Genomic DNA, 25,414 nt, shown 5'->3' with positions numbered 1-25,414 from the left:
ACAAAGTAATTGACGTTAGACAGGTAATAGCCATTCCGGTGAATTCTGCTATGGGGGACCGCCTGACTCAAGTGTTTGGGCATATGGGGCTTTGCAGCGGTGTTGTGAGGAAGCCAAGCCCCGTTCAACGGGAAATCAATCCTCATCTTCACCCAAGCCATAACCGCCCGTAAAGGCACCGATCTGGGGTCCTTACCAGCGATAATGGCATGGCAGTCACACTTCTGGCTGGGCCTCGGGTCCCCACTCGCCGTCATATGGCGAGCCAGGCGCTTACAGTCGTGACTCTCATTCATGAGCTGCTCGAAGGTCATACCCCGGCCCTTGGCCTCATATTCCGCCAATCCTCGCTGTATCTGGGAAAGGGTTTTCAGGTGGTTCCAGTCCAGCAGGCTGGGCTGCTCCAGACGGGCAAACTGGCTGATGGCGTGATTGACGACGTGCTCGTGAGGTAATGACATACGCAGGTCCCTTTTGTGATCTCCAGAGATCCGAAGTGTGTCGGAACCGTGCCATAGACGCAACGGGCCATAATCCGCTAAATCCAGGAATGTGACTGCCGTCACACTGCGCTTTTGAGCAACACAGCCCGTGCCAGAGGGTGAGGCTGCGCCCCACCCCCTGACGCCTGGCCAGACGCTCGCTTACCGTTTCGCATACGGAAGGAAAACCACGCCTTATCAGGCGACGGCGCGGTCGGAGAACGCCGGCTTCTCTTGGTCCCGCTCCTCAATCCGAGCCAGTATCCAATCGTGAACTTCTTGCTCAACCCAGGCAACAGCCCGCCCGCCGAGGGAGACGGAGCGGGGAAATAGCCCGTCTTCGATGTATTTGTAGATGGTGGACCGGCTCAGGCCGGTCAACTCGATTACCTCTTTGAGGCGTAAAAATCTCATGGTGGACTCCTGTAGATCCGTTCATGAGATGTGCCCTATAAGTAAACTATTACCCACGTTCCAGCAGAACTCTACTTCCTCGTGGCCACTATCACTCGTTTATAGTCGTCCTTGCCGCAGTTCGGCAGTACGGTGATCGCGTCGAAACGAGACGTAAGCGTTCCGTCCTGCTTCTCCGGCTTCCCCGTAGCGGGGTCTATCCTAATAGCGAGAGCAGAAATCACCTCAGCTTCCTTGACAGATGCCCAGTAGATGAAATTTGCAACCTTCTCTTTCGTTTTATCACCCTGCGTCTCTACATTTTCGATATCAGCTTCGATACGCTCACGGATAAGTTCGTAGTCCTCCCTTACAAACCCACCTTGCGTATCTTTACCTTCCAGTAGAAGCGCACACGCATAGTCACTAACCTTGCGTCGCAGAAGATCGACACTGGTCTTACTGGCAGATTGCTTTAAGGGATTGCAGACAGGGCTCTTGTCGAGATCAATATCCAGGATGCCGCAAAGTTTAAGCTCCAAGAGCCTAATTTTTTGGTCATTTACTGAAGCCCTTCGCACCCATTTTCGGCCGGAGACCAAGTCTGACGGCTCTTCCGAGGCCAATCGGCGAATCTTAGTATTTATCCTGGTTAGCCTCTCAACCTCTCGAAAAAGTCCGAGAGTCATCGAAACGATATCGGAATCTGAGTAGCGAACAGCGTACATCCGAACCCTGTATAGCTGGCTGCTTTCGTCAATATTCATTCTGACGTAAAGGCTCTTAAGGTCGAGGATATATAGCGACTTCACCTTACCAAATAAACTCGGGCTGGTCCCTCCCGGTGATCTAGCCAGTAAGAGCTTATTTGCCTGGAGCGACTCCAGCATGGCTAGCACCTTACTTCGGCTCGCACCAATTAAGCCCTTCAGGGCGGAAAGGCCCAAAGTCCGAACTGTTCCCGACATATCAGCAAATCGCAGCAGTACAGCTAGAAGCAATGTTTCCTCTGGACCTAACTCCTCGGAGCACCGAGTGTTCATCAGAGTTTCAACCAAGTCTTTATGATAGTCGGTAGCCCCAAGCACCACCTCCTTTTCAAAGCTCCCGTCAAAGCCCTCTGTATATTGGTAATGATACTTCGGCCGTCCTCTACTAGCTTGCCCAGGAAGATGGGGCACTGGCTCTACATACTTGGCTAAGTATCCCCTCCGGACCAAATATCCGGAGATTACCGACCTCAATACATGCGGTTTGACTCCAATCATGGTGCTTAGCTCGGATATAGAATAGTGAACTGCACGTACGTTTTTACTTAGCGTCACCAGCCGACACAAAGCGTACTTCTGGGCTGGAGATAGCCCGGGTGTTTTAATCGTCAATAGCTGAAACAAAGTTAATCACTACCATAGCCGCTGAAAAATTCGGTCTATTCTACACAGATAACAGCTGTTATAGTCTAATATAATTGGTAATATTACTTGTAATGTTTCTTGATGCAATCAAAATATAGATTAACAAAATGAATCAGAAAAATACTTATGATAGCTATAGGAAATGGGAGAGATGGGTAAAAAAAGAGAATGCCCCCGGAACCTCCCAGTGCGTCTGGGCACACAATTATCTTGATGAACGAGGGATACCCCGAATCGCGGAGGCACCTTCCCAGATGGCAATGAAAGAAGAGACTGAGACGGAGGTACTGCTCCAGCGGATACTCCAAGTTGCTGAGCGTGGGTCCTTCGGCCAACAGGAAACGCTGAGAAAAATGTGTCTCGCGTGGAACTCAGTGGCCAAGCGAGCAAGAGATCTCAAGAGCCACAAAAAGCCGTACTCGTTTACGTTGGGCACCCATATCGAAGCGAGACTGAGACGAGTCGCACAGCAATTGAACTTCACGTCTTTACACGAAACCCTGGAGTATTTAATTGACCACGGAGACCAACTAGCGGCACAGATGAAAAAAGATACGCAGGCAGCAATTGAGGCTGAGAAATCCCATCTTCGGCAAAATTACAAGCCGAAGGGAAAGTCAAAGTCGATCAAGGATGTGATGCAGAAAGATGACTCAGCTAAAATCCAAAACTTGGAGCACAACATCCAGTCGCTTGAAGCGCATGTCCAGCACTACTCCGAAATCATTATGAGACAAGAGGTGCTCTTACGTCGCTTTCAGCAACAAGCTGGACTAACAGATGCAGAGATTGAGGAGGAGGCCAAGAAAATAGTGGAGGATGATTTGAGGCAACGAAAAGAAAGCCAGTAGCCGACCATGTCAGCACCGGCGTTAAAGCCCCCAAGGGAGTGAGGAAGCAGTACCTGTGCTACCCATCTATCCAACCAAACCATTATTGGCCACCTTGAACCGCCGGTTCACGGATGTGACAGGTATTCCAAGCGGTATTCCAGAGATTAGTTGAACCAACATTTATACTATAAAATTCAATATCTTATTAATTCTTTTCAGTTTCCCCCGGCACCAATAAACAACCCTCAGATCGCAAGATCTGGGGGTTTTTTATGGGTGGCTCTGCGTCGGCTTACTCCTTGGGCCCCTGACGAAACAGCCCACGCGCCGCGCGCCATGCCGTGCCGGCGGCGCCACGCAACTGGCGGCCCGACAGTTCTCTATTCTCCGCCTGGCGGCGCCGGTGCAGGTATCGCCAGTAGTGGCACCGCTCCGCTTGGGCATAGTATTGGTTAAAGGCGGCCTGTAATGGCTCTCGGGCCTGCTCAGAGTCTGGGTCCGCCAGTGAGAGAGGAATGATCTGCTCGGCCGGAATCGACAGTTGCTCTGCCACCACCGCCAACGAAAGGGCTTCTCCCTTCCGCTCCAGGTGCGTCAGGGCCACCAATAGTGGCGGTTCCGGCTGTCCGGCGCGGCGCCCCAACCAGCGTTGCAGTCGCGCCAGTTGCTCGGCATCGTCTTTCATACCCTCGGCGCCGGCATCGCTGACCCAGATGATGAGATCGGCCGCTGCCACCGCCGCGCGCGCTCGGCGCCGGGGCAACTTTGGCCACGCCGGGGTATCCCACAGTTCGAGCTCGCCCCAGACCGGTGACGTGATTCGTTGGGCGTTGATCCACTTATCACTGGCGTTCGGGTTGATGTCGGACTGGCCGCCGGCCAGTGCCTCGAGCAGGCTGGTTTTACCACTGCCGGCCGGGCCGAGCACCAGCACCTGTAGCGGCTGCCCCGTGCCGGCGGTCAGCTCGCCGCTAAGCAACAGGTTTCCGCTGTACAGCTCAATAGCGTAGAACCCCACTTTGCGCACATATTCCTGCAGCAACCAGCGCTGCATGCGCTCGCTGCCGTAATCCAGAATATGGCCGCCCACGGCGCGGCTGAACTCCTGGTACAGTGCACTCGCCGGGCTGATCAGCGCCCGCCCCATGCGGAACGCATTGTGGTAGCGCGTGGCGGTCTGTTGCAGGCGCCGGGCCCGCACCAGGTTGCCCAGACTGAGGCGATGGCTGAAGGGTACCGTATGCACAATTTCCTGACGCAACTCTCGACTGGCACGCTCGATGATCAACAGTGCGTGGGGTACCGTCAGCTCAAGCAGCGGCCGTTCCTTATCCGGGAAAAAGTGCCCGGCCACCCGCTCCAGCGCATGCTGTCCAAGCAGCCAGAGTGCGGAACCGTCGCTGAGGGCGTATTCCGCGGGGTCCGCGCTCTGCGCCAGAGCCTCCACCTGGGTCCAGGCGCCTTCGGCCGTCGTGGACCAGTGGCCGCTGGGACCGGTGCGCGCGTCCGGAATCCGGCGCTTGTCGGTGCGCGCCAGCCACAGCTGGAGCATCAGCGCACAGCCGCCGCAAATGGCCAACAGCAACAACCAATAGGCCAGGTACCCCGTTTGCCAGAGCCAGACCACGCCGGCCACCGGAACCGCGGTCAGCGGCAGATAGGTCAGCACCAGCGCCAACAGACGCAGGCGACCGAATTGGCGGATCAGGTCTTTCATACCGTCACTATATCAAAGGAGCTTTCTTCACGGTTTGGAGTCGAAGCGTCGTATAGTACTCACCGACCTACGACCGTTTTTGAGGGATGACACATGCCGCTGCTTTCCGGATTCCTGCGCCGCACTCTTGCGCTGAGCGGGCTTACCTCCGCTCTATTGATGGCGCTACCCGCGAGCGCTTCGCAGCCGGAAGACCTGCTCCAGACCCTCGACCAGCTGGAGCACAACCGCCCCGTTCGCGTACAACTGTTATCGGCGCTCTGGCGTGCCGAGGGCAAAGGCGACGACCGGGAGGAAGTCGAGGTGTCGGTGAACACGGTCATCAACCGGGGCACTGATGGCATCAGCGTGACCTACGGCTGGCCACTGCTGGATCGGCTCGATGCCGAAGCGAACCGCCTACTGGAGGACCCGGATGCCCGCACCCCCACCACTGATTTCATGTGGCGCCTGGACCTGAACGAGGTTCGCCCGCTTCTGAATGCCGCCGCCCCGCTGCGCCGGGAAATCCAACGATCGAGCTTTCGGACCCTCGTCACCGACCGCTGGCAGGGCCGGCCTGCCCGCCGTCTGATCTTTGACCGGGACAAAACGGTGCTCGACGAGCGAGCCCGGAAATACGTCAAACAGTTCCACTCCACCCTGGAAGTCTGGGTGGACGAAGCCGGGAAGCCCCTGGCCAGCCGTCTCAATCTTCATGCCAAGGGAAGCCTGCTGTTTGTCATCCGCGGCGAGTACCGGGAGGAGTCCACCCAACACTATCAGGTACTGGATGGTCATCTGATCGTCCGCGAGCGCCAACGCTGGCGGAAAACCGATATTCCGGGCGAGCACCATGAGACCCAACTGACCCAGACGCTCCAGCCTCTGTGAGCGAAGCCATCACCAACCCCCAATATTGTGTGACGCCCCGCACATTTTGAGAAACCGATCCGTCTCGAGGGAATAAAATACGGCGCCAAGCGTTGTCGCTAATGAAACACACGGAAAGGTGGCGCCACGCCGCCTTGGTAATGCGATCAACGACGAAGAGGTCTCGCCATGAAACATCTGAAAAAAAGTGCATTGGCCACATCCATCGCTCTGGCTCTGACAGGCTGCGGCGGCGGCAGCAGTGATTCCGCCCCGAACGCCAACAACCCCGGCGGCAACAATTCAAGCGACAAAGTCAGCTCCTCCGGTGTCATTACCGGGTTTGGCAGCGTTTACGTCAACGGGGTGCGCTACGACACCGCCAACGCCGAGATTGAGTTTGAAGGCGAAGGCCGCATGTCCGAAGACGATCTTCGCCTGGGCATGCGGGTCGAGATCGAAGCGGAACAGGACGGAGACGACCGCCGCGCTACCCGCGTGATGTTCGACAAAGACCTGAAAGGGCCGGTCAGTTCCGTCTCCCCCAACGCCGAGGATCCCACCCTGGGCACCCTGGTGGTACTCGGTCAGACCGTGACCGTGGATGCGAACACGGTATTGAGCAGCGACATTGCCGACACCAATATGGACGGCAGCATTGACCTGAACGACCTGGACAGCAGCCAGGGCCGCGTGGTGGTCGAGGTCAGCGGCTTCCCGACGGAAGAGGGCTTTATTGCCACCCGTCTGGAACGTCTCAACCAGAATGACGACGACAGCGACGACGATGGCAACGAAGCGGAGGTCAAAGGGGTCATCGCCGATCTGGATACCACCAATGGCACCTTCATGATCCGGGATCTGCTGGTTCATTACGACCTGTCCGCCCTGGACGATGACATCGAAGACGGTGAGCTCAGCAACGGCTGGTTTGTGGAAGTCGAAGGCGAGGTTCAGGCCGACGGCAGTCTGCTGGCCAGTAAAATCGAACGCGAAGACGATCGCTGGGACGATGACGATGAGCGCGAAGGTGAGTTCGAAATCGAAGGCATCATTCAGGCCGTCGATACCGACAGCACCCCGAACAGCGTCACCATCAACGGGGTGGTGATTCCCATGGCAGACGCCAGTGCGCTGGTCAGCCTGGTGGGCGTCAAAGTGGAAATCGAGGGATCCTTCAACGCAGAAGGCCGCCTGGAAATCGACACCGATGACGATGGCATCAAGCGCGAGTGGAACAACAATGTGGAGATCTCCGATCGGGTCGAAACCGTCGGCGCCACCAGTTTCACCACCCGCCTGGGCGTGACCGTCACCCCCACCGGCCTGAGCCGGGTGGAAGACGACGATGAGGACGACGGCGATCGCCTCAACCCGGAAGACTTCATGGCTCGGCTGCAAGCGGGCGACAGTATTGAAGCCCGGGGTTATTTCGCCGAAGACGGCACTCTTACCTGGACCCGGATCGAGCGCGATGACGATGAGGACGATCAGGAGTGTTCCCTGCGCGGCCCGGTAGACGCCGACAGCATTGATGCCTCCGCCGGCACCTTCACCATCCTGGGTGTGACCATCGATACCGCCAGCATTGTGGACGATGACGCCTTTGGCGATGACGACGACAGCATCCTCGGCCGGGCGAGCTTCTTCACGACCCTCAGTGGCGGTGCGGTGATCGAAGCCGAGAGCGACGAAGACAATGCCGCCGCCTGCTCTGACGGTCTGCTGATTGCCGAGGAAGTGGAGTTCGACTGGGATGACGACGTCGAAACCACCTACGATCGTGACGATGATGACGATTCGGACGATGACAGCGATGAAGATGAAGATGAAGACGACGATCAGGACGATGATGACAGCGCCGAGTCATAAGGCGTAACCACTCGCCGGGCCACAGGGAAAGGGCCCGGCACTTTGCCATCGATTGCCAAACCTGTCGTCCCTGCTCTATTCTGCTTCTCCCCTTCGACGTGAATCGAGCCCATAACCATGCCTGCAAACGGTCTCCTACCCAGCCCTCGCCTGCTACTCGCCAGTCTGCTGGGCGTTGTGTTGGGTGCCGGAACGGTTCAGGCGGACTCGCCCTTTTCCTTCACCAGTTCCTCCCAGACACTCTATCTGGCCCAGGTTGATGACGACGACCTGGATGAACTGGACGACGACATCGACGATGAGCTTGAAGACCTTGAGGACGAGCTGGACGATCTGGATGATGACATCGAAGACGAGTTGGAAGATGACCTGGAGGACCAACTCGACGACGAACTGGAAGATGAACTGGATGATCTTGCAGAAGACGCTGCCGAGGACGCCATGGACGACGATGCGGAAGACCTCGCCGAGGAGCTGGCCGAAGAAGCGGCCGAAGATGAGCTGGAAGACAGCCTGGATGACGACGCCGAGGACCTTGCCGAAGACCTGGCGGAGGAAGCCGCTGAAGATCGACTGGACGAGGATGATTGGGAAGACGAGCTCGACGACATTGACGACGACCTCGAGGATGAGCTGGACGATGATGACCTGGACGATCGCTTCGATGAGGACGATGAACTGGCCGACGCTCTGGAGGAGCGGCTGCTGGACGCGCTGGAAGAGGATCTGGACAGCCTGATCGAGCTCAATACCGGCGACCTCATCGTCCGCAACGAAATGCTGGTGCTGGCGGACGATGAGTTGCTGAAACAGTTAAGCCGCCACCCGGCACTGGACCTCAGAGAGCGACGGCCGCTCTCTGCACTGGGAACCAATCTGGGCAGTTTTGAGGTCAAAGGCGACGTGCCGCTGGAAGCACTTCGCACCGAGTTGCGCGAACGCTATCCGGGGCTGTCGGTCGACTTTAACCACGGCTACGAATACCACCAGGGCCCGACAACCGCGTCCGATGCCCCCCTGACCCTGTCAGCGCTTTACCGCCCCGGCGCGCCCTCCCGTTCGGGTACCGCCATTGGCATGCTGGATGGACCGGTGAATACCCGACACCCTGCGTTTGCCCGTGCGCGCCTGCAACAGAAAGCCTTCGCCGCACGCCCCTCTGTCCGGGATCTGGAGCACGGAACCGCCATTGCATCGCTGTTGGTGGGGCGAACTAAAGACTGGGAGGGCCTGGTACCCGATGCCGAGCTATACATTGCCTCGGTATTTTCCGAACAGGCCGAGTATGGCTCTATTGCTACCACCCAGACCCTGATTACGGCGCTGGACTGGCTGGCGTCCCGGCCGGTGGAGGTTATCAATATCAGCCTCTCCGGTCCCGCGAATCAGACGCTGGAAACCGTTCTGGAACAGATCCGATCCCGCGGCATACTGCCCGTTGCCGCCGTGGGCAATGCCGGCCCACTCGCCGACCCGCAGTATCCGGCCGCCTACCCCACCGTGGTGGCGGTGACCGCCGTCGACCGGGCGCTCGACCTCTACCCCTATGCGGTGCGTGGTGATCACCTGGATTTTGCCGCCTATGGCGTCAACCTTACCGTCGCTTCAGGAGAGGATGGTTTTACCCGGGTATCCGGCACTTCGTTTGCCTCGCCAGTGGTCACTGCCCTATTGGCCCGGCAACTCGCCCATACCGGCTCGCCGGGGCAGGCGCTTCAAGCGCTGAGTGAGGACACGGTGGATTTGGGTGAACCCGGTAAGGACCCGCTGTTCGGCCTTGGACTGCCGGGGAAAAGCCAACTGATAACGCCGGCCTCCCCCTGAGGCCCGACGCCTCAAAGCAGCTCAAAGGTAAAGCGCGCTTCCAGGCGGTTGTCGGTGTAATCCACACTCTCGAGATTGGAGCCATAGTCCCGATGCTCATAGCGCAACTCAAGCTCCAACCGCTTACCCATCGGGATTTCCAGGCGCGCCCGCCACCGCTCACGCTCATCCAGGCGCTGGCCACTGGCGGGAGTCGAGGCACCACTGAGGTACTGCCGTTCCTCGTAGCGCCAATCCAGCTTGAGCGTCGCCCAGTCTGAAAGGCGACGGTTATACAACACACCAAACCGGTGCCCGTCATAATCAAACCGGAACTGTTCGGCGCGCTTGGCATTGAACCGGTAGTTGGCGCTGAGGTAGTGCGCCGTTCCGTCCAGAAAATAATAGCCCGCGAACTGCGCCCGGGTATCGTCGTTATTGCGCTCTGGTGCCTGCAATAAATCGGTCTGTTTGAACGCCAGCTCCCCGCGCAGATACCAGACGCGGTTAAACAAACGGGACGCCTCCAGAGCGATCTGCCGGTTCTCCAGCAGGCGCACGCCGCCCAAATAGGCAATGCTGCCATCGAGGCGCGTGGTCCAACGCACCGCCCCCAGCCGCTGACTCAGGTTGCCGTAACCATAGTGCAGGTCCAGATCATAATCCGGGTGCTGGTCGAAGCGTCGCTGCTCCATAAAATAGCCGGCACCGATCTCGCGCCCACCGCCCAACTCCTGCTCCAGGTCAAGGTCCACCGAGCCGACCCAGGCCGAGCCCGACTCCCGGGACACCGAGTCGAGCTCCTCGACCACCAGATTGTCTTCGTGGCGCGCACCGGCCGACACCGACAGATCCACTGCGTCCCGCAGGCTATTCCACGGGGATTCCTCGGCGAGGGTCGCCGAAGCGGCAAAGCCCAGCAGACACGAACCTATGACATTGAGCCAAGTGGCACCGAGCCAACCGGACCGGGGACGCCATGCGGCGGCCGTCACAGCCCTCATTGCCCCGCCCGGCGCAAGCGGGCCGCCTCTTCCGCCTCGGTCAAAGGCTCACCGGCCTGCAGCCCCGCAAGTACTGCCGCCACGGTATCCGTGGGTCCGGCCGCGGGCCGATAGCCCTCCGGCACGGCGCGGGCTTCAGACACCAGGGTTTGCCACTCTTCCCCGTCGACCCGACAGGCCAGCCCCGACAACGTATCGGCGCCCACTCGCCCGGCGTACTCGCGGCACCATCGGCCCTCGGCGGTCTCGTAGCTGGCCAGCGGCATTACCTGCCAGCCGCGATCAGCGTCCGTTCGGCGCTCACCGCTCGGGGTCTGCTCCAGGGTCTGATAAACAAACCGCTGCATGGCCTCGGCATCCGGTTCTGGGCTTGTCGCCCAGAACAGAACCGCGCTCAGCGCCACGACCACCGACGCGGCCATGGCCCAGTGAGACGGCGCCACCCCCAGACGCCCCGGGAACCGAAGCAGGCGTCCCCGGGCGGGGGCCTTCGCCGTAGCGGTACGGGTCAGCCGCTCTGGAACCGGCTCGTTCAGAACACCGTCCAGGCTGGTTTTGATCCGATCATCCAAGGCGCGCAAACGCGCGAGCGCTGCGCGCGCTTCGGCACTGTCCGCCAGCAGCGCTTCGGCCCGGGCCGTGCCTTCCGGTCCGGTCTCACCGTCGGAATAGGCCATAATCAGTTGAAAATCGGCGTCGTTCATTGTGCTGTCCTGTTTTGTGGTTGAGCTCAAGACAGCCTTGTGGTTCGGCTCAAGGCTGCTTATGGCTCAAGGCTGCTCGTTTGCCTGCTCCGTGGGAGCCAGAAGCTCCTGCACTCGCAGGCGGGCGCGCGCCAAACGGCTCATGACCGTGCCCTGTGGAATCCCCAGTTGCTCCGCCACCTCCCGATAGGAGTGGCCTTCAACGACTACCAGCAGCATCACCGCCCTCTGCTCCTCGGGCAACTGTTCCAGGGCTTTCAGGGTGTGCCTGAGCAGGTCTTCGTTCTCGGCCCGGTCCGCACTTTGAGCATCTTCCCAGTCCGGCATAGCATCCTCCGGCACGCTGACCGGTGAGCGGTTTGCACGACGCAGGTGATCAATCCGCTGGGTCTGGATGATCCGGTACAGCCAGGAGTCCAGTCGGGTGTCCGGCTGCCACTGATCCTGTTTGACCAACGCCTTTTCGCAGGCGGCCTGCACAAGGTCATCTGCCTCCTCCCGACTGGCCGTCAAGCCCAGGGCAAACCGCCTCAGGCGCGGCAACAGCGCCACCAGCTGCGAACGAAAATCCAGTGTCATTCAGGCCTCATATTCCAGACAACGTACCGGGGCGGGTTTTATTCCCCTTTGGCGTAGAATAAAAACTGTGACGCCAAATAGCCAGACAAACAAAAAAGCCACCGGACGGTGGCTTTGAGCGCTGGTATCGAGCCGACACCGGCGGCGGTCAAGGCGATTGAGCGGCACCGCTTTCCGCCACTTGCTGCCCGCTCAAGCGTTCGGCGGTTTCCTGTTCGTAGCGCAACGCCGCCTGAGCCACGGTACTGGCGGTGCCGTTTTCGATCCACCGACGGATCCGACCGGCATCGCCCAAGGGCGTGCGGGTACCGAAAGAGTTCAGCAGAACCACCGCGGTCGGTTCACCATTCATTTCCGTCACCATGACCAGACAGCGCCCGGCCGCCGTCAGGTAACCGGTTTTGGTCAGGTCCACATCCCACCGACCACTGTGCACCAGCGGATTCGTGTTACCAAAGTGCAGGGTGTAGCCCGGCTTGCGAAAACGCACACTGTGGCGCCCGTCGGCACTGAGCTCTCGAAGGGTTTCATTTCCGTAGGCGGCCTGCGCGAGCTTCAGCAGATCGCCGGCACTGGAGACGTTGTCATCCGACAGGCCCGAGGAGTCGACAAAGCGGGTGCGGGTCATGCCAAGGGAGCGGGCCTTCTCGTTCATCGCCTCAATGAAGGCGTCATAGCCCTCAGGGTGATGGCGGGCCAACAGATAGGCGGCATAGTTTTCCGAGGACATCAGGGCAATACGCAACAGATCGCCGCGCTGGGCTTCAGACCCGGGACGCAAGCGGGAGAAGGCATTGGCCGCCGGTGGAAAATGCCGCTCCTCGACCGTCAACCACTCATCCAGAGATGCGCCGGACTCCAGGACCACCAGCCCGGTCATCAGCTTGGTGACCGAGGCGATCGGCATGCTCCAGTCGGCGCGTTTGGTGTAGAACGGGGTTTCGGCACCGATAGGGGCCACCGCCGCACTGACCGAGGCCAACGTCAACCGCTCGGGGTCCGGGGCCTCCTCGGCCAGGGTCACCGGGGCCAGGGGCAAGGTCAGTAGTGTCCCACGGAGCAGGAAACGTGCGATTGACGACGATCTGACTTTATTGATTAGGGTCATGAATCGGAAGGTTCTCTTTTCGTGGGTTCTCGTAACCGGGGTTTATATTAAGGTATTCTAACGTAAGTTTGGCCATCGCGCCGAGCACTCAATCCCAGAATGGAGGTTCCATGCCACGCCAGAAAGTTGAATTCACCAACGCCGATGGCCACAGCCTGGCCGGCGCTCTGGAACTGCCCGACAGCGGCAGCCCCAAGGCCTTCGCCCTGTTCGCCCACTGTTTTACCTGTGGCAAGGATGTGATCGCCGCTACCCGCATCGCCCGTACCCTGGCCGACCAGGGCATCGCGGTACTGCGCTTTGACTTCACCGGCCTGGGCAGTAGCGAGGGCGACTTCGCCAACACCACCTTTTCGAGCAATGTGTCGGACCTCGAGGCGGCGGCAAAGTTTCTCGCCGAAGAGCACCAGGCCCCGGCCCTGCTGATCGGCCACAGCCTGGGCGGCGCCGCGGTTCTGGCGGTGGCCCGAAGGCTGAAGTCGGTACAGGCGGTGGTCACCATCGCCGCCCCGGCGTCCCCCAAGCACGTGGAGCACCTGTTCGCCGATCAGGCCTGCGACATCCGTCAGGAGGGCCGCGCGCCCGTGACCATCGCCGGGCGCACCTTTGAGCTCGGCGCCGAGCTGCTGGAAGACCTGGACAACTGGCCACTGGAAGAAACCGTCGGCGCTCTGCGCAAGCCGCTGCTGATTTTCCACTCCCCGGTGGATCAGGTGGTCAACGTGGATGAGGCGGCGAAAATTTTCCAGGCCGCCAAGCACCCCAAAAGCTTCGTTTCCCTGGACGACGCCGACCACCTGCTCAGCGACCAGAGCGATGCCGACTACGTTGCGCTCACGCTGGCCGCCTGGGCCAGCCGTTACCTGAGACTCGAACCGGTCCAGGCGCAGAGTCACGACCGCCCGAGTGTCGAGGCCGGCGAAGTGTTGATTACCGAGCAGGACGCACACTTCCTGCGCGGGCTGTACACCGCTGACCACCAATGGCAGGCCGACGAACCGAAAGACAAGGGCGGCAGCAATCAGGGCCCCAACCCTTACGACTTCCTGTTGATGTCTCTGGGGGCCTGCACGTCCATGACCTTGCGCATGTACATCAACCACAAAGAGTTACCGGTGGAAAACCTGGAGGTTCGCCTCCGGCACCAGCGCATCCACGCCGAAGACTGCCGGGACTGCGAAACCAAAGACGGCATGGTCAGTGAGATTCATCGGGAACTCAGTTATGAGGGCTCGTTGAGCGAAGAGCAGCACCAACGGATGCTGGACATTGCCGACAAGTGCCCGGTGCACAAAACCCTGAAGGGCGAAATCCGTATTCGCACCACCAACACCGCCCTTGACCAATAACAGTAAAACCCCGGTCCTGACGGACCGGGATCCGCGTTTGATCACAATTCATCAAAACTTCACCCTGCTGTCATTTTTATTCCCGCCAACCGTCATATTTCCCGTTTAACGTTATCGCGTCCGCCAGAGCACCGCTTTCCATTCTGAAAGCCTGCGGGCGCCAAATTCGAAGATAACCCCACAAATAACGGGAGTAACACAATGATGTTCAAGCTGAGTAAAAAAGGACAATTGTTGGCTCTGATTGCCATGGCCTCCAGCCTCGCCGCCTGTAGCGGCGATGACGGCGAGCAGGGTCCGGCGGGCGAACAAGGTCCGCAGGGCGAAGCCGGTGTCGATGGCCAGAACGGCGTTGATGGGCAGGACGGTACCGACGGTCAGGCCGGAGCAGACGGCCAGAATGGTCAGGATGGCGTCGACGGACAAAATGGTGCTGACGGTGAAGACGGTATTGGCGCCGGTCTGATGACACCCGGCCTGACCCGGCTGGCCACCGTGCCACTGGGTGCGGAAGTCACTGGTGCCTATGTGACCGAAGACGGTGACCTGTTCTTCAACGCCCAGCACCCCAGCGGCAGCAACACCGCCCAGGATGCCGACGGCAAAACCTTTCACACCGGTACTGTCGGGGTCGTGCGTGGGGTTAACGTACATCAGCTGCCGCGCAACCTGATTTCCTCGCCCGTACCGCGCACTCAGCAGGAACAGGAAACCATTCAGGTCGCCTACGGTGACTACCAGGTACTCGGGCAAACCGGCGACAACTTTGGTGGCGCGCTCTCTCAGGGGCTGGGCCACGTGCTCGCCACAGACGACACCACCGTCAGTGTTGAAAGCGACATGCCGGATTTCAATGGCTACCTGGCCACCGGCGAAAACGAAGGTTACCTGTTCACCAACTGGGAATCCATTCCCGGTGGCATGAGCCGCATCAAACTGAACAAGGATGCCAACAGCGGTCACTGGTCGGTCGACAACACCGATGTGATGATGCTCGACTTTGGCGACTGGGGTACCATCGCCAACTGCTTCGGCTCCATGTCTCCCTGGGGTACGCCGCTGACATCCGAAGAGTGGGGTAATGAAGGCGACAACACCCACCGCTGGAACAACCCCGAGCGCGCTGGTGAAGGTTCATCGCAAACCGCGCTGGCCCGCTACATTGATTCGTCGGTCAACACCGCCAACGACGCGGCCCAATTCCCGAACACCTACCGCTACCACTACATTGTGGAAATCACCGAACCGACCAGCGCCAACCCGGTTCCGGTCAAGCATTACTCCATGGGTCGCTACGAGCATGAAAACTCCATCGTCATGCCAGACGAGCGCACCGTGTATCTGTCCCAGGACAACTCTCGCGGTGTGTTCTTCAAGTTCGTGGCCGACCAGCCGGGCGATCTGAGCGCGGGCACCCTGTTCGCCGCCAAACTGACTCAAGACGCTGGCAGCAGCGAACCGCTGACCACCGGCTTCGATATCGAATGGATCGAGTTGGCCAGTGGCAACAACACCGAGATCGAAACCTGGATCGCCGAATACGATGGCATTGGCAGCGACGACTATGTGGAAGGCAAGAGCAGCTACCTGAGCGATGCCGACGCCATTGCCTGGGCGAACGGTGACGCCAACTATCCGAGCTACGATACCGCTTACCAGCCAGCGATCGACGCTGGTTACACCGACGCCAACACCTTTGGCGGTCTGGTGACGGCGGGCGAAACCATGGACGATCGCATCGCGTTTCTGGAGTCACGCAAAGCGGCCCGCGCCAAAGGCGCAACCGCCGAGTGGCAGAAGTTCGAAGGTATCAGTGTCAACCACAAGCGCGCCGAAGAGGCCGTGGAAGGTACCGACCTGATCCCGGATGAAGTCGTGGAAGACGCTTACGTCTATTTTGCCATTGCCGATATGGACAACGGCATGGTCGACGATGAGGGGGATATCCAACTGTCGGCCCGCGTTAAAGATTGTGGCGGTGTCTACCGTATGCGTCTGCTGCCCGGATACGATACCGACCGCATTGAACCGGTTGTGATGGGTTCTACCTATCGTTCCACCGCCGACGGCGCGGAGCGTTGCGATGTCAATGCACTGTCCCAGCCGGACAACGTGATTGTTCTGGACGACGGTCGCATCCTTCTGGGTGAAGACGGCTTCCAGACCAACAACACCCTGTGGATGTATGACCCCAAGATCAATAACTAATACACAGCAATAACGATCCGACCCGCTGTCGCGGTCGGCTCAAAGGGGGTGCGATTTTCGCACCCCCTTTTTTATGCACTGTAACAAACCGTTCACACTCCCGGGGGTACCATACGCCACGTAAAAAAAACGGGAGCCGTGACTCAATGATAAGACGCTTTCTCAGCTTGATCTTGGTAAGCAGCCTGACGTTGCTCGTCGGGTGCGATTCGAACACAACCAACGATCGCTCACCAGCCGAAACGAACACCATCGAGTTTGCCGCCGATGCGGTGCAACAAGGCGGCGTCAACGCACAGGATTACCTGCACGCGGGAGAAGCCTACAACCGCGAAGCCCCCATTCCATCCCAGTGCTACACCAAAACCGACGGACGACATAACCCCTGCTACACCTGCCATCAGACCTATGGCGACCGCCGCCCTAACCAGATGCACGACGGTTTTCTTCAGGGCAGCTACGCCTTTTCTGAATTTGGCGAACGCAATCACTGGCAGAATCTGTTCAAGGACCGACGCCCCTACATCGAGCAAGTCTCCGATGAAGCAATCATTGAGTACGTTCACCAGGACAACTACACCGACTTAATTCAGTGGATGCGCTCGGATCAGTGGTCCGGCGAGGAAGCCATCATTGAGGACCTCCACAGAGGTGCGGACGCCTTTGATGAACACGGGCTGGCCAAGGATGGTTCCCGTTGGGTTGCCTTCAACTACAAGCCCCTGCCTAGCACCTTCTGGCCCACCAACGGCTCCACCGACGATGTCATGATCCGCCTGCCAGCGGCTTTTTCTGAAATCGACGGGCAGTTTTCCCGGGATGTGTACTTCGCCAACCTCAGCCTGCTGGAAATGGCCGTTACCGGTACACAGGAGCTGGACACTCCGCCCCTGAACGAAGCGGCGCTGGATATCGACCTCGACGGCGACGGCGTGCTCAGTGTTGCCAGCCACCGCATCCGCCACCGTCCGTTTTACCTGGGTGATGCCAGTGAAGTACCACTGACCCACATGCTGTACCCGGAGGGGACGGCCTTTTTGCACACCGTGCGCTACCTCGGGGTGGACGATAGCGGTCGCATTTATAACGCACCGCGTATGAAAGAGGTACGCTACATGGTGAAAGACCGGTTTCGTCCCGCCACCAGTTTGACCAGCAGCTACTATATGGAAGCCAAGGAAAAACACTTTGGCAATTTGCCTGGGGTGGCGGACCACGCCGACCGGGGCATGGACAACAAATTCGGTTGGCGGCTCTGGGGCTTTATTGAAGACGCTCAAGGTACCCTGCGCAAACAGCATCACGAAGAACAGTTTTTCTGCATGGGGTGTCATAAAAGTGTCGGCACCTCCATAGACCACACCTTCGCGTTTCCGCGCAAGGTCGCTGGAGCCGACGGCTGGGGTTATATCGACCTGACCACCCAGCAGGATACGCCCAGCCTGGGCGAGTACGAAGGGGAATTCCTGCAGTACCTGGAGCGTGTGGGTGGCGGTGATGAGTTCCGGCAGAACGAGGAAATGCTCGAGCGCTGGTTCCACCCGGACGGCCGGGTCAACCGTGAGAAGGTCACCTCGGTACGCAACCTGTATGAGCTGATCACACCATCGCGCGAACGGGCCCTGGCGCTTAACAAGGCCTACCGGGCCATCGTGGAGGAGCAGAGTTATATCTTCGGCCGGGACGCGACCATCAAACCGGCCACCAATGTCTTCCAGAGCGTCGACCCAAGTACCCCGCCCCTGGAGCCCGAACACCGGCATCAGTGGGACATTCGCCTCGCCTGGCCAGACACCTCCACCGAAGACTACTGGTCCTGGCAGGAATGATATCGTGATGCTCAGTGATCGACGCATACGCACCTCGCTGATCGCAATCGGGGCGGACCTTCTACTGACCGGCGCCAAGGTGGGGCTGGCTCTGCTCACCGGCAGCGCAGCATTGCTCGCCGACGCCTATCACTCGGGCACCGATCTGGTGGTGTCACTGGTGCTTCTGGTCAGTCTGATCATCCGCTTTCGTCAGGAGCGCAAAGGCGCGCAGGCGGGACAAAAGGCGCGGATGCTCGAATCGCTCTTGGCCATCGCGGTTGCCCTCTTGATTCTGTACATTCCGGTGGAAATTCTGCTGGAACTGAACGCCCGAAGCGCCGAGGATGTGCGCTTCCTCTGGGCGGGCATTCTCGGTGTGCTGGTGATTCTCGCCCTGGTGCATTTCATGGCCAGGCTGAAAACCTATGTGGGCCAGGAAACCGATTCGCCGGCATTGGAAGCCGACGGTTATCACAGCAAAATCGACCTGTTCACCACCCTCGCCGTACTGGCCTCGCTGGTGGGGCTGCTGGTCGGTATCAATATTGACGAGCCGGTCGCGTTGATCATTGCCCTGCTGATTGCCGTCGCCGGGATTGAGCTGCTGATCTCAGGCATCCAGGGCCTTCGCTACCGGCAGGAGCTGGATCCCATTTCCCTGCTGGAGCCGGCACTGGAATGGCTGGCCCGACGCTCGTTCAGCCAGCCCTTGGCCCGACTGGGGCGACGGCTGGCTCGCATTCTGTATCAATTCCGCTGGCTGCCGATTGCGGCTCTGCTGGCGCTCTGGCTGAGCACCGGCGTCCACACCATCCCCGCCGGCTACACCGGCATTCACAGCCGCTTTGGTGCGCCGGTGAACACCGGCCTGCCACCGGGGCTGCACCTGACACTACCCTGGCCGGTAGATCAACTCAAACAGGTCGACCATGGCCTGGTCTATACCGCCCGGGTCGGCAGCCGCCACACCTTGCCCAAAGAGGATCGCCAGGGAGCGCTTTGGCGGGAAATCAAAACGCCGCAGGCTCATGAAGATGTGACCGACTATCTGGTCACTCAAGACGAGAATCTCATCGACCTGCAATTCGCATTGCATTACCGCATTGAAAACCCGGCACAGATGACGTTGCAGGTCCAGGACTTGCCGACACTGATCACCCGAACCACCGAGGCGGCCCTGTGGAAGGAAACCGCCGGGCACCTGTTTTTTGAATTGTTAAGTCATGGCCAGCACGATTTTGCCCAACGGGTTGCCAGTGAGGCCCAACGGCAACTGCGGGCGCTCGGCATTGGCATTCAGGTTGTGGACGCCCAGGTATTGGTGGCCCAGCCACCGGCAGTAGCGGTACGCGCCTACCGCGATCTGCTCAATGCCGAGCAGGAAAAACGCCAGTATCAGACCCGTGCCGAAGCACAACAGATTCACGACCGACTCATGGCCCAGGCCGAACGCACGCAACAGAAAGCCCGGGTGAGCGCGGAAGCCAACGAGCGGATTCTGCAGGCCGAAGGCGACGTGGAACGCTTCTTGTCGCTGGCGGAGGTATACCGCGAGAACAGCAGCGCGGTCGGCTTCGAGCAGCAATTGCAACACACCACCGACACACTCAGGGGCCGTCGCCTGTGGTTGACCGACCCGGCCCTGGACACCGACGACATCAGACTCTGGGGGCCCCAGAGTCTACTGGGGACTGACGACAGGAAATAACGCCGTGCAAAAACTGCTCTGGACACTCGCCGCGGTCATTCTGCTGGGTTACTTGGGCATCAGCTCGGCGCTGGTGGTCCCGGAAACGCACATGGCCATGGTCACGCAATTCGGTAAACCCACCCGGGCCATTCATCAGGCGGGGTTGGCCTTCAAGTGGCCCGATCCGATTGAAACCGCCGTGTTCTTTGATAAGCGCCAACAACTGCTATCGCTTGAGCCGACGGAACTGGTCACCCTGGACCGACGCAACCTGGTGGTCAGTGCCTTTGTGGTCTGGCGCATTGTCGATCCCGGCCAATTCCTGACCAGCCTGCGCAGCATGGACACCGCCGAGCAGCGCCTGACCACCCTGGCCAGCTCGGAAATCGGCGCGGCTTTGGCGGCCCGGCCGATCACTCAGATTTTTACCCTCAACGAGCAGGACTTTCAGCTCAATGAGATGTTCGAGCAGATTAGCCGCTCCGCCAACCGTATAGCCGAGCGGGAGCTGGGCATCGAGGTGGTGACCGTACGCCCCAACCGGTTCGGCTTTCCCAAGCAGAACCTGCTGGCCATTTACAAGCGTATGGAATCCGAGCGCGATCGTATTGCCCGTCAGTATCGGGCCGAGGGACAGGAGCAGGCCGCCACGCTGCGCGCAGAGACCGAGCGGGAGGTCCGACAGATGCGCGCCCAGGCGCAGCGCGAAGCCCAGGCGCTGATCGGGCAGAGCGAAGCCGAGGCGGCCCGGCGGTACGCCGACGCCTATCAGACCAACGCCGATTACTATCGCTTCATACGTACCCTGGAAGCCTACAACCAGATTCTGGGTGAGGACACCCGACTGGTACTCTCGGCGGAGTCCCCTCTGTTCGACTTACTGTTCAACCCACCGGAGTTCGACCAGCCGTGACCCTGCACGAGGATATCCGCCATATTTTCCAACAGATTCGCCCATTGCTGATCACGGGCCTGGCAGTGCTCTTGCCGGCGTTGTATGTACTCAGCGGGTTTTATTCGGTGGGCACCGAAGAGCGCGGCGTCATTTTGCGGTTTGGAAAACTGGTCGACGACCAGGTGCTTCCCGGCATGCACTACCATTGGCCCTGGCCGGTGGAGTCCGTGCGCACCGTGCCGGCAACAACCCTGAGAACCCTCGAACTGGATTTTTCCAACTCGGCGCCGCCTCAACTGCAACCGGAGCTGACCACCGGCGACGAGGATCTGGTGGACCTGGCACTGTTAGTGCAATACACCATCGGCTCCCCCGGGCGTTACTTGGACAGTGCCAAAGCGCCGGAAGCATTACTCGAAGAGCTCACCCGGGCCCATACTATTGCCTACATCGGCGCCCACGCCATTGACCCGCTACTGACCGTGGGACGCACGCGACTACAGAACCAACTGACACTCGACCTGCAACGCAGCGTCGAGTCCCTGGCGCTGGGACTGAGGGTGACCTCGGTACAGCTGCGCCGCCTGGAACCGCCCCCCTCGATCAAGGCCGCCTTCGACGACGTGGCCCGAGCGCGCTCCGAGAAACAGAAATTGATCCAGGAGAGCGCCGGCGAGCGCAACACCCAATTGGCCAGAGCCCGCAGCGACATCAGCGCGCTCCGGGCGAACGCCCAGGCTCAGGCCACAGAGAACCTCGAGCGCGCCCGGGGATACCAGGAGCGCTTTATCGCTAACTGGCAGGCGCATCAGGAAGCGCCGGCCCTATCGCGCCAGCGCCTCTATCTGGAACACCTCGAAGCGCTGCTGGGGGAAATGCAGGTCACGGTCCTCACCCCCTGAGCCCCCCTCCCCCGCATGACCCACTCTTATTCTCACCCATCACTATTGAGAATTGTTATTATTCATGATAGATTTCCCCAAAGTAACTGATAGTCAATCTCATTATTTTTAGCAGCCACACCCATTATCAAGGTCAGCATCCGCCCTCAAGGGCAGACTCGCTCTGAAGACCACCATCATTCGGAAGGATAGCTTCATGTTGAAACGCTCTACTGCTCTGTCTCTCGTCATTGCTAGCCTCTCAGCGCCCACCCTTGCTCAGGATCTGGCGCTGAACAGCCTGCCCAAACTGGAGACCGTTCGAATCATCGGTACACAGGTGGAAGCCCGGGAAGTCTCCGGCTCCAGCGCCGTGGTGGAGCCCCAGCAAATGCAGATTGAAGTGGTCACCGATATCAATCAGGTACTGAAAACCGTGCCTGGTGTGTATGTGCAGGAAGAAGAGGGTTATGGCCTGCGCCCGAACATTGGCATCCGCGCCGCCTCCTCCGGCAGAAGCAGTAAAATCACCCTGATGGAAGACGGCATCCTGATGGCGCCGGCGCCCTACTCCAATCCGGCGGCCTATTACTTCCCCACCACCGCGCGTATGTCTGCGGTGGAAGTGCTCAAGGGCGCCCCTCTGCTGCGCCACGGCCCACAGACCACCGGCGGCGTGGTCAACCTGGTGAGCACCCCCATTCCGGAGCGTCGTGCCGGCAAGGTCCAGGCCACCCTGGGCGAGCACAACCAGCAGGACACCCATCTGTATTACGGCGAAACCAACGGCAACTTCGGCTGGCTGCTCGAAACCGTGCAACGCAGCACCGAAGGGTTCAAGGACATTGACCGCAGCAACCGCGACAGCGGTTTTGACATTGCCGATTATGTCGCCAAGGCCCGCTGGACCGGCGATCGCCACGCCCTGGGCGTCAAGGCCCAGTACTCCGAGGAAGTCTCCAACGAAACCTACCTGGGGCTGACCGATGAGGACTTCGCGGCCGATCCGAACCGCCGCTACGGCCTGTCCAGCATCGACCAGATGAACAACAGCCACAAAGGCTTCAGCGCCAACTACCAGTTTGATCTCAACGACGCGGTGACCCTGAACGTTATCGGCTATCACAACGAATTCGCCCGGGACTGGTTCAAGCTTGGTACCAGTCTGGTGGATCAGGCCAATAGCGGTGACGCGGCGGCGCTGGCTGTGCTGCGCGGCGAACAGGACGCTGAGGACCTCGGTTACAAGCACAACAATCGGGTGTACGAATCTCAGGGCGTTGAGGTCAACTCGCGCATTGCCTTGAACGATCACCAGATCGAAGTCGGCCTGCGCCGGCACGAAGATGAAATGGACCGCTTCCAGCCGGTGGAAATTTACGATCAGATCAACGGCAGTCTGGTGTTCGATCGGATAATCGAGCCCACCGGCGGCGACAATCGTCTGGAAGGCGCCGAGGCGCTGTCCTTCTGGGTCACCGATGCCTGGTCACTGACCGATGCCTTGAAACTGGACTTGGCTCTGCGCTATGAAGACGTGGACAGCTATCGCAACCAGTACAGTACGCCCGAGCGCTCGGACGAACCCAGCTACCGCAGCAACAGCTCCGAGGAGTGGCTGCCCGGCGTGTCGCTGACTTACGACCTCTCCGATCAGTGGCAGTTGCTTGCGGGCGTTCACAAGGGCTTCTCGCCCCTGGGCGGGGGCGCCACCGAACAGCAGGAGCCAGAAACCAGTACCAACTTTGAAGCTGGTGTCCGTTTCGGACAGGATCAGCTGTTTGCCGAAGTGATCGGTTTCTATAGCGACTTCTCCAACCAGACCGAAAACTGCTCCATGGCGACACCCTGTAGCAATGGCGCCGAGTCGGGCACCTTTACAACCGGTGAGGCGGTGGTCACCGGCCTGGAGTTCCAGTTGAGCAACACCTATGAGTGGGGCCGCTTCTCCGTACCGGTGCATTTGACTTACACCCACACCCAGGCGGAAGTGAGTGCGGACAACGCCGTCAGCGGTGCTCGGGACGGTGACGAGCTGGCCAGCATTCCGGAAAACCTGCTCAGCCTGCGGGTCGAGCTGGACAACAACAACGGCTGGCGGAACTATGCGGTCGCCAAGTTCATGGACGAGACCTGCGTGTCCCTGGGTTGCAACCGCTCCGGCGATGAGCAGGATCGGACTGAGTCACTGTTCGCCGTCGATCTGGTATCACGCTACGACCTGAACAGCGACACGGCGGTTTACCTGAAAGTGGAAAACCTGTTTGACGAACAGGTAATCATCGCCCGTAGTCCGCTCGGCCCTCGACCCAACAAGCCACAAACCGCCTCAGTCGGTATCGAATACACTTTCTGATTACTGAGCGTCGTGGAACACTCTCCAAAGCCCCGGTGACGGGGCTTTTTTGTGGCCGGAGCAAAGCAGTCGAAGAACTTGACAGAGACCACCAACCAGACTCTACCTAAGAGCCTAAAAAACTCATATCCTATTGTTTTAAAATAACTTTTATTTTCTGGCGCACTTCCTGCTTAAACAGGGTTGTGATTCGCCAGCGCTGAAGATATCGACATCAGCTCTGGTCAGCCTCAACCTAACAAGTGCACGGGAACTGCTATGAAAATGATCCATTTTTTGCGTCTGGCAATGGCCGCCGGCTTACTGACTATCGCTTCAGTAGCCACCCAAGCGGCTTCCATTACTCTGAAATACGACAACAATCTGGCCGCTGAAGGCGCTCCGACGGGCCGCATTTACTCGTCGTACGGCACACCGAACGTCTACGCGGGTGAGTTCGACTTCTCCACCAGTAACAACACCAGCGGCATCGCCGAGTGGGATGACGGTCTGAGTGCGTTCTGTGTGGAAATCGGTACCACGCTGAAAACCACCGCCACCCAGTACACGGTGAACAGCGGTGTCAACCTGATGGATTATTTTGGAACGGCCGGGTCGCACATCAATCGCCTGTTCTCCAACTACTACGACGATGCGCAGACCAGCAAGTACAACGGAGCCGCGTTTCAGCTCGCGCTCTGGGAAATCATCAACGAATGGCCGAACAGCGCTTACAGCATGACCAGTAACGCGTTCAAGTCGGACTATTTCTCTGGCGCCCGCACTACCGCCCAGAACTGGTTGAACACTCTGAGCGACACCAATCTGGCAACGGGCAAGTACGACTTCCACCTGCTGGAGGCGGGCAACTCCCAGAACCTGCTGACAGTGACCACCGCCAGTGTTCCCGAGCCGGCTTCCCTGTTGTTGCTCATGACTGGTCTGTTTGCGCTATTCCGGGCCCGCCGTCGGGTGCGTTAACAGAACGCAATACGCAGTCGGCGCATCGCTGGTGCTGACTGCTCGCATAAAAAAACCGGCCAGGGACAGGGCCGGTTTTTTTATGGCCGGAGCAGGACCAGTTTTCAGTCGGCCTGCCCCAGAGTTTCCAGGGTATTCGCCATATCCAGATACGCCCGGCCACTGGCACTGACGGTATCCTGGTTGAAACGCTCGGAGGCAATGTGCACGTCCTCCAGCACCACCGCCAACACGTTCATCTCGCGGCGCAGGGTGGCCACCGCATTTTCAATGGTGTAGCTCAACTCGTGAATATCCGCCATATCCTGATTACTCACCTCGCCGGACAGCAGCTCGCGCAGACGCGCATTGCCTTCGGTAAAGTTTTTGACCGCCTCTTCAAGCGTCTCCGAGGGCTTGCCCGCATAGTGGTCTACCGGGTCATCGGCCAGGGCCGGCCAGGACAACAGGGCGCACAGTGGCAGTAGGCATAGGGCTCGGGTCAGTTTCATTGGCAACTCCT

At 59.3% G+C, this 25,414-nt stretch carries 21 protein-coding genes; 12 read left to right on the top strand and 9 right to left on the bottom strand.

The genetic code is table 11. The features are described from left to right. The 3 genes from B3187_RS10675 to B3187_RS10665 form a co-directional block, all read right to left on the bottom strand. Nucleotides 1–461 (bottom strand): AHH domain-containing protein (locus B3187_RS10675; RefSeq protein WP_286806342.1); only part of this gene is annotated, 461 nt, incomplete at its 3' end. 219 nt (nt 462–680) lie between these two features. Then, nucleotides 681–896, bottom strand: coding sequence for a helix-turn-helix transcriptional regulator (locus tag B3187_RS10670; protein ID WP_265367032.1), 216 nt, complete (start codon nt 894–896; stop codon nt 681–683). Nucleotides 897–967: 71 nt separating this feature from the next. Then, nucleotides 968–1,765, bottom strand: coding sequence for a hypothetical protein (locus B3187_RS10665; RefSeq protein WP_286806339.1), 798 nt, complete (start codon nt 1,763–1,765; stop codon nt 968–970). 632 nt (nt 1,766–2,397) lie between these two features. On the opposite strand from B3187_RS10665, the gene B3187_RS10660 reads away from it, so the two are divergent. Next, nucleotides 2,398–3,141 carry a hypothetical protein gene (locus B3187_RS10660; protein ID WP_286806338.1) on the top strand — a complete coding sequence of 248 codons (744 nt, stop codon included), beginning with the start codon at nt 2,398–2,400 and terminating at the stop codon, nt 3,139–3,141. Nucleotides 3,142–3,415: 274 nt separating this feature from the next. Here B3187_RS10660 and B3187_RS10655 read toward each other — a convergent pair whose 3' ends face one another. After that, nucleotides 3,416–4,840, bottom strand: a complete 1,425-nt coding sequence (locus B3187_RS10655; protein ID WP_286806336.1) for a GTPase — start codon at nt 4,838–4,840, stop codon at nt 3,416–3,418. A 93-nt stretch (nt 4,841–4,933) separates the two neighbouring features. On the opposite strand from B3187_RS10655, the gene B3187_RS10650 reads away from it, so the two are divergent. From B3187_RS10650 to B3187_RS10640, 3 genes are all read left to right on the top strand, one after another. After that, nucleotides 4,934–5,713, top strand: a complete 780-nt coding sequence (locus tag B3187_RS10650; RefSeq protein WP_286806334.1) for a hypothetical protein — start codon at nt 4,934–4,936, stop codon at nt 5,711–5,713. Between the two features lie 168 nt (nt 5,714–5,881). Continuing rightward, nucleotides 5,882–7,564 carry a DUF5666 domain-containing protein gene (locus B3187_RS10645; RefSeq protein WP_286806332.1) on the top strand — a complete coding sequence of 561 codons (1,683 nt, stop codon included), beginning with the start codon at nt 5,882–5,884 and terminating at the stop codon, nt 7,562–7,564. A 117-nt stretch (nt 7,565–7,681) separates the two neighbouring features. After that, complete coding sequence (locus B3187_RS10640) at nt 7,682–9,388, top strand: S8 family serine peptidase (RefSeq protein ID WP_286806330.1); 1,707 nt, start codon at nt 7,682–7,684, stop codon at nt 9,386–9,388. Between the two features lie 11 nt (nt 9,389–9,399). Here the strand turns inward: B3187_RS10640 and B3187_RS10635 are convergent, their stop codons facing one another. The 4 genes from B3187_RS10635 to pbpG form a co-directional block, all read right to left on the bottom strand. Further along, nucleotides 9,400–10,362: a hypothetical protein gene (locus B3187_RS10635; RefSeq protein WP_286806328.1), complete on the bottom strand. Its 963-nt coding sequence runs from the start codon at nt 10,360–10,362 to the stop codon at nt 9,400–9,402. A gap of 5 nt (nt 10,363–10,367) precedes the next feature. After that, entirely contained in the window at nt 10,368–11,075 is a 708-nt protein-coding gene (locus B3187_RS10630) for a hypothetical protein (protein ID WP_286806327.1), read from the bottom strand. A gap of 66 nt (nt 11,076–11,141) precedes the next feature. Then, nucleotides 11,142–11,654 carry an RNA polymerase sigma factor gene (locus B3187_RS10625; protein ID WP_286806326.1) on the bottom strand — a complete coding sequence of 171 codons (513 nt, stop codon included), beginning with the start codon at nt 11,652–11,654 and terminating at the stop codon, nt 11,142–11,144. 148 nt (nt 11,655–11,802) lie between these two features. Then, nucleotides 11,803–12,762: a D-alanyl-D-alanine endopeptidase gene (gene pbpG / locus B3187_RS10620; protein WP_286806325.1), complete on the bottom strand. Its 960-nt coding sequence runs from the start codon at nt 12,760–12,762 to the stop codon at nt 11,803–11,805. 110 nt (nt 12,763–12,872) lie between these two features. On the opposite strand from pbpG, the gene B3187_RS10615 reads away from it, so the two are divergent. The 8 genes from B3187_RS10615 (at nt 12,873) to B3187_RS10580 (ending at nt 24,912) form a co-directional block, all read left to right on the top strand. After that, nucleotides 12,873–14,111, top strand: a complete 1,239-nt coding sequence (locus B3187_RS10615; RefSeq protein ID WP_286806324.1) for a bifunctional alpha/beta hydrolase/OsmC family protein — start codon at nt 12,873–12,875, stop codon at nt 14,109–14,111. A 201-nt stretch (nt 14,112–14,312) separates the two neighbouring features. Further along, nucleotides 14,313–16,319 carry an alkaline phosphatase PhoX gene (locus tag B3187_RS10610; RefSeq protein WP_286806322.1) on the top strand — a complete coding sequence of 669 codons (2,007 nt, stop codon included), beginning with the start codon at nt 14,313–14,315 and terminating at the stop codon, nt 16,317–16,319. 146 nt (nt 16,320–16,465) lie between these two features. Beyond that, on the top strand, nt 16,466–18,148 hold the full coding sequence (locus tag B3187_RS10605; RefSeq protein WP_286806320.1) for a hypothetical protein: 1,683 nt from the start codon (nt 16,466–16,468) through the stop codon (nt 18,146–18,148). 7 nt (nt 18,149–18,155) lie between these two features. Then, nucleotides 18,156–19,838, top strand: coding sequence for a protease modulator HflK family protein (locus B3187_RS10600; RefSeq protein ID WP_286806348.1), 1,683 nt, complete (start codon nt 18,156–18,158; stop codon nt 19,836–19,838). A 4-nt stretch (nt 19,839–19,842) separates the two neighbouring features. Continuing rightward, complete coding sequence (hflC, locus tag B3187_RS10595; protein ID WP_286806318.1) at nt 19,843–20,733, top strand: protease modulator HflC; 891 nt, start codon at nt 19,843–19,845, stop codon at nt 20,731–20,733. Next, entirely contained in the window at nt 20,730–21,617 is an 888-nt protein-coding gene (gene hflK, locus B3187_RS10590) for an FtsH protease activity modulator HflK (protein ID WP_286806316.1), read from the top strand. Before hflC ends, hflK begins: the two co-directional genes overlap by 4 nt. A 196-nt stretch (nt 21,618–21,813) precedes the next feature. Then, entirely contained in the window at nt 21,814–23,952 is a 2,139-nt protein-coding gene (locus B3187_RS10585) for a TonB-dependent receptor family protein (protein ID WP_286806315.1), read from the top strand. Between the two features lie 258 nt (nt 23,953–24,210). Further along, nucleotides 24,211–24,912, top strand: a complete 702-nt coding sequence (locus tag B3187_RS10580) for a PEP-CTERM sorting domain-containing protein (RefSeq protein ID WP_123639094.1) — start codon at nt 24,211–24,213, stop codon at nt 24,910–24,912. 104 nt (nt 24,913–25,016) lie between these two features. On the opposite strand, the gene B3187_RS10575 is transcribed toward B3187_RS10580, so the two are convergent. Then, nucleotides 25,017–25,403, bottom strand: a complete 387-nt coding sequence (locus tag B3187_RS10575) for a DUF6746 family protein (RefSeq protein WP_123639095.1) — start codon at nt 25,401–25,403, stop codon at nt 25,017–25,019. Nucleotides 25,404–25,414 lie beyond the last annotated feature (11 nt).

The sequence above is a fragment of the Marinimicrobium sp. UBA4209 genome, assembly GCF_002381585.1.
Taxonomy (GTDB): domain Bacteria; phylum Pseudomonadota; class Gammaproteobacteria; order Pseudomonadales; family Cellvibrionaceae; genus Marinimicrobium; species Marinimicrobium koreense.
The sequence above is the reverse complement of the archived record's forward strand: the minus strand, read 5'-3'. Positions and strand labels throughout refer to the sequence as shown.

Coding starts and splice junctions, on each gene's coding strand:
- B3187_RS10640 (WP_286806330.1), top strand. CDS start 7,682: ATGCCTGCAAACGGTCTCCTACCCAGCCCTCGCCTGCTACTCGCCAGT.
- B3187_RS10660 (WP_286806338.1), top strand. CDS start 2,398: ATGAATCAGAAAAATACTTATGATAGCTATAGGAAATGGGAGAGATGG.
- B3187_RS10575 (WP_123639095.1), bottom strand. CDS start 25,403: ATGAAACTGACCCGAGCCCTATGCCTACTGCCACTGTGCGCCCTGTTG.
- B3187_RS10630 (WP_286806327.1), bottom strand. CDS start 11,075: ATGAACGACGCCGATTTTCAACTGATTATGGCCTATTCCGACGGTGAG.
- B3187_RS10610 (WP_286806322.1), top strand. CDS start 14,313: ATGATGTTCAAGCTGAGTAAAAAAGGACAATTGTTGGCTCTGATTGCC.
- B3187_RS10600 (WP_286806348.1), top strand. CDS start 18,156: ATGCTCAGTGATCGACGCATACGCACCTCGCTGATCGCAATCGGGGCG.
- B3187_RS10585 (WP_286806315.1), top strand. CDS start 21,814: ATGTTGAAACGCTCTACTGCTCTGTCTCTCGTCATTGCTAGCCTCTCA.
- B3187_RS10645 (WP_286806332.1), top strand. CDS start 5,882: ATGAAACATCTGAAAAAAAGTGCATTGGCCACATCCATCGCTCTGGCT.
- B3187_RS10625 (WP_286806326.1), bottom strand. CDS start 11,654: ATGACACTGGATTTTCGTTCGCAGCTGGTGGCGCTGTTGCCGCGCCTG.
- pbpG (WP_286806325.1), bottom strand. CDS start 12,762: ATGACCCTAATCAATAAAGTCAGATCGTCGTCAATCGCACGTTTCCTG.
- B3187_RS10580 (WP_123639094.1), top strand. CDS start 24,211: ATGAAAATGATCCATTTTTTGCGTCTGGCAATGGCCGCCGGCTTACTG.
- B3187_RS10605 (WP_286806320.1), top strand. CDS start 16,466: ATGATAAGACGCTTTCTCAGCTTGATCTTGGTAAGCAGCCTGACGTTG.
- B3187_RS10655 (WP_286806336.1), bottom strand. CDS start 4,840: ATGAAAGACCTGATCCGCCAATTCGGTCGCCTGCGTCTGTTGGCGCTG.
- B3187_RS10615 (WP_286806324.1), top strand. CDS start 12,873: ATGCCACGCCAGAAAGTTGAATTCACCAACGCCGATGGCCACAGCCTG.
- B3187_RS10670 (WP_265367032.1), bottom strand. CDS start 896: ATGAGATTTTTACGCCTCAAAGAGGTAATCGAGTTGACCGGCCTGAGC.
- B3187_RS10650 (WP_286806334.1), top strand. CDS start 4,934: ATGCCGCTGCTTTCCGGATTCCTGCGCCGCACTCTTGCGCTGAGCGGG.
- B3187_RS10665 (WP_286806339.1), bottom strand. CDS start 1,765: ATGCTGGAGTCGCTCCAGGCAAATAAGCTCTTACTGGCTAGATCACCG.